This window comes from Bacteroides sp., from assembly GCF_052357945.1.
Lineage (GTDB): Bacteria > Bacteroidota > Bacteroidia > Bacteroidales > Bacteroidaceae > Bacteroides.
The window spans coordinates 1-5,047 of the sequence record NZ_DAWCXD010000223.1 but is presented as its reverse complement, the minus strand read 5'-3'; the positions used below and the strand labels follow the sequence as shown (position 1 = coordinate 5,047).

Genomic DNA, 5,047 nt, shown 5'->3' with positions numbered 1-5,047 from the left:
AACCAGAGCAGATGATCTTCCGGTGACTTCATCCGGTTCGTCCACATATAATAAGACATCTCCAGAAAATCCTTAATCTCCTTTCCGGACAACGTCATCACATACAGCATATTCTCATACTTATACAAGTTGAACATATCACTGACAAACACATCCCCCTTCTTTATCTCCGCATCAAACGAAAGCGGAGCGGCAAAAGAGATGTCAGCTCCGGTAATATCGAGCTGTAAAGTATGTATCAAATCAATAAAAGCAGAAGGACCGAAGAAAGCAGGATGAGTAGAGATACTCTCGGTAAAAGTACCGATCTTCTTGGATACAAACTTCTGCACCGTCTCATATTGCGGAGCAAAACGCTTCATGAAATCCTCGCTGATTCCGTAAGCTTCCGTTTCTGTCAACTCCCCTTTGATGTCCTTGCTCTGCACCTTTCCATCTTTCAGCTTCAAGGTCACATCGACATTAGACAATACAATTCCATTGCTGGCCGGATCGATAATCAACACCGAATCTCCGGCTACATTCATCACCTTCTTACATTCGCGGGCATGATCGTGTCCCATCAATACAATATCGAATCCCGGCACATTCTTCGCTACATTGAGAGAAGCATTCTCATTGTATTTGCCCGACATTTTGAAAGCCTCCTGTCCGGCATGAAACAATCCGATCACCAAATCCGGATTCTCTTTTTCACGGATAATCTTCATCCATTTGCGTGCCGTCTCTTCCATATCGTCGAAACGCAAGCCTTTCCACAGATTTTCAGAAAGCCATGCAGGGATGGCAGGAGTAATCATACCCAATACCACAATCTTCACGCCATCACGTTCCAACACCTTATAAGGAGCCAGATGGGGCTTTCCCGTAGACGTATCAATGATGTTGGCACCCAACACAGGGAAGTCACAAGTAGCTATCCAACGGTCGAACACAGCACGCCCCGTTTCCACATCATGATTCCCCATATTACCGGCATCATATTTCATGAAATTCATCATTTCCGAACAAAGATGAGGAGACACCGTATCTATATAATTATAGTAATAGACAGTAGGCTGTCCCTGCAAAATATCACCATTATCCAGCAATATCAAATTCTCTTTATACTGTTCACGCTCTTTCTGCACGAAAGAATAAATACGTGCCAGACTACCCTTCCACTCGTGGCGGGTTATAAAATTGTAAGGATAATAATTACCATGTACGTCACTCGTTTCCACAATCTTCAGCTTCACCACCTTTTCCTGCGCTGCAACAGACAGTACGAGACAGAAAAGCAAGCCATAAATAAATCCTATTCGTTTCATTCTTTTTCTATATTTAGCGGATGCGAAAATACGAACCGTGCCCCACCGGTATAGTCAGGGTCGATCCATATACTTCCTCTCCATTTATGCACAATCAATTTACAGATAGACAATCCCAATCCGGTTCCCTGGGCGTACTCATTCAGCTTTTCAAAACGCTCGAACACAAGTCCCTGTTTTTCTTTCGGGATACCGCATCCGGTATCCGTTACCGAGAAAATAGCCATTTGCTTTTCCTCATTCACAGAAAAGTCCAAGATAATCTTCCCGCGTTTCGTAAATTTGTCGGCGTTGGACAGCAGATTAATGATTACCTGTTGCATACGCTGCACATCCGTCACCATCCGGAAAGTTTCAAAAGAAGTGGAAAACAAGAACTGGTTGTCCGACGACTGCCGTGAAAAACTAACAGAGGCAACCACCTGACTACACAACTGCACCACATCACATTCCTCCCACGTCAAAGTCACCCGGTTCGCCTCCAGACGTGAAAGATCGAGAATATCATTAATCAGACGAAGCAACAAATCCGAATTGGTTTTGATAATCTTATAATAAGACTGCTGTTCATCCTCCGTGCTACCGCCCATTGCCAGTACATCCGAAAAGCCGACAATCGAGTTCAACGGCGTCCGTATCTCATGACTCATATTGGCAAGGAAAGCACTCTTCAGACGATTAGACTCTTCCGCCCTGTCTTTCGCTACACGCAAATCCTTCTCCGATTTCAGAAGCTCGTCTTTCAAACGTTTCGTACGAAAATAATAGAAAAGAGAGATACATAAGCCAAGTACCAGAATCACGAACAAAGCACAAGCAGACCATATCTGATAAGTATATTGCTGATAGAACGAAACCGGTTGGTTGACAAGCTGCACTTTAAAAGGCAACACGCTTGGGTGCAGCCCCCACTCTTTCACCTTCCGGCTATCCAATACCGCTTTAGAGCCAATGATCGAAAGATGCTTCCCCGTATCCTCCGGGTGCTGATCCATCCGTACGGACTCCATAGCCATTTCTCCTCCCACTTTCCGATAATCGGGCAGCACTCCTCCTATCGCCCAATAGCCAAGGCTCACCGATGAAGGAGTAAAAGCCGGAATGGTAGGAGTAGCTTCCATCATGGCATACGTCGCATTTCGCATGAAATACCCCTCGTTCATATCCACACGCCACGTTCCCACCAAGATAACCGTATTTTCGGGCAGCTGTCTCAATTCCTCAACGATGGTATAAATAGAATGTCTCCGGCCGTCCATCAAAATCAAATCCAGATCGGGAAACTTCTTCATTTCTTTTCGTACCAACGCTTGCATAGTCACTCCGCCATAAGTATTGTCCGAGATAAAGGCAATGTGTTTTGTTTTCGGATAGAAAGCTTGAATCATGGAGATATTACCTTCTATATTATATTGATTGATAAATCCCGATTCCAGTTCGGGAATATCCAGATGATCTTCAAAAATATCGACAGATTCGGGCATCCAGCAATCAAGATTTTCCACCGTATCTTTTGGCAATATCACCACATTACTACTGGCCAGACTGCACATCACCGGCACTTTCACCTGCATTTCATCCCTCTGCGACAAATAGGCAGCCCACGCTTCCTGTCCTAATAATATAATTTGTGCCGGATGCTTTTCTCCCTGATATTTAGCCAGAATCTGCGTCATCATCGCGCTCCATAACGGAGCCTCCGAGAAACTTTTACAGTTCATGTTTTCGATGACAATGTCGCGCTGTCCTCCCAACTTACTATATTCATCCATATAATCGGAAATAGTGACCGAAGTTTGGTGTGCTGCCGGATTATAAGAGCAAATAATCAGAATAGGTTTCTTATCTTTAGAGACAGCCAATACTTCCGCTGACTGCAGAAGCCAAAGGAAACAGATAAAAAGATATCCAAGACGTCCCAGCATAATTATGCAGTTTTGATGTGTTAATTCATTAATTGAGTTGCAAATATAGTAAAACTTGTCGGGTTTAGCAGATTTATATGTATTTTTGTCGCTCATTTACTCTCAAAAAATACAAATTATGGAATTATTTCACAAGATGATTTCCGGTTTTCTGGGTATACCGGAAAGACAAATAAGTAGTACGCTCCATCTTTTGGGTGAAGGTGCTACGATTCCCTTCATTAGTCGTTACCGTAAAGAAGCCACCGGCGGACTGGATGAAGTGCAGATAGAGCAAATCAAAGAGCAACACGATAAGTTGTGCGACATAGCCAAACGGAAAGAAACGATTCTCGGCACCATCAACGAGCAGGGAAAACTGACTGCCGAACTGGAGAAACGTATCAACGACACCTGGAATCCGACGGAACTGGAAGACATTTACCTTCCTTATAAACCCAAGCGGAAGACACGTGCCGAAGTAGCCCGCCAGAAAGGGTTGGAACCGCTTGCCACCATCCTGATGTTGCAAAGGGAAAACAACCTTAGCGCCAAGGCTGCCTCCTTCGTGAAAGGAGACGTGAAAGATGTGGAAGATGCCCTAAAAGGCGCACGTGACATCATTGCAGAGCAAGTGAACGAAGACGAACGTGCCCGCAACGCGGTACGTAATCAGTTCAGTCGCCAGGCAGAGATTAGTGCCAAAGTAGTGAAAGGAAAAGAGGAAGAAGCAGCGAAATACCGGGATTATTTCGATTTTTCCGAAGCACTGAAACGTTGCACGTCCCACCGCCTGTTGGCCATCCGCCGGGCAGAGTCGGAAGGCCTGCTGAAAGTATCTATCAATCCCGACGACGAGGCATGTATCGAACGCCTGGAACGTCAGTTCGTACGTGGCAATAACGAGTGTAGCCAGCAGGTGGACGAAGCCACAGTCGATGCCTACAAGCGTCTGCTCAAGCCCTCCATCGAAACAGAATTTGCCGCTCAATCCAAAGAGAAAGCCGACGAGGAAGCCATCCGGGTATTCACCGAGAACCTCCGCCAACTTCTTCTCGCCCCTCCATTGGGACAAAAACGGGTGCTCGCCATCGACCCCGGATTCCGTACGGGATGTAAAGTTGTCTGCCTCGACGCACAAGGCAATCTGTTGCATAATGAGAATATCTATCCGCATCCTCCGGTGAACAAAACAGGAGAAGCTGCTTCCAAACTCCGTAAGATGATTGAAGCCTATCAGATAGAAGCCATTTCCATCGGCAACGGAACGGCAAGCCGTGAGACAGAAGATTTCATCAACAGCCAAAGCTTCGACCGTCAGATACCCGTGTTTGTAGTCAGTGAGCAGGGAGCTTCCATTTATTCGGCTTCGAAGATTGCCCGCGACGAGTTTCCCGATTATGACGTAACGGTGCGTGGAGCAGTCTCCATCGGCCGCCGCCTGATGGACCCGTTGGCAGAATTGGTGAAGATAGATCCTAAATCCATCGGTGTAGGTCAATACCAGCACGATGTAGACCAGACAAAGCTGAAAAAAGCGCTCGATCAGACAGTAGAGAATTGCGTGAACCTGGTCGGTGTAAACCTGAATACGGCAAGCAGCCATCTATTGACTTATATCTCCGGACTGGGACCGCAACTGGCTCAAAACATTGTCAACTACCGGGCGGAAAATGGAGCTTTCAGTTCGCGGAAAGAGTTGATGAAAGTTCCTCGCATGGGTGCCAAGGCTTTCGAACAGTGTGCCGGATTCCTCCGCATCCCCGGAGCCAAGAATCCGCTGGACAACACCGCCGTGCATCCGGAAAGCTACCACATCGTAGAGCAAATGGC

General features: G+C 46.2%; 3 protein-coding genes. 1 reads left to right on the top strand and 2 read right to left on the bottom strand.

Annotated elements, in window-relative coordinates; translation table 11 throughout:
- Both ACT8YW_RS21695 and ACT8YW_RS21690 read right to left on the bottom strand, forming a co-directional pair.
- The coding region (locus tag ACT8YW_RS21695; RefSeq protein WP_444107115.1) for a bifunctional metallophosphatase/5'-nucleotidase at positions 1–1,310 on the bottom strand (1,310 nt) is incomplete at its 3' end.
- Positions 1,307–3,235: an ATP-binding protein gene (locus tag ACT8YW_RS21690; protein WP_444107114.1), complete on the bottom strand. Its 1,929-nt coding sequence runs from the start codon at positions 3,233–3,235 to the stop codon at positions 1,307–1,309. The genes ACT8YW_RS21690 and ACT8YW_RS21695, both read right to left, overlap by 4 nt.
- Positions 3,236–3,353: 118 nt before the next feature.
- On the opposite strand from ACT8YW_RS21690, the gene ACT8YW_RS21685 reads away from it, so the two are divergent.
- On the top strand, positions 3,354–5,047 hold a 1,694-nt coding region (locus tag ACT8YW_RS21685; protein WP_444107113.1), incomplete at its 3' end, for a Tex family protein.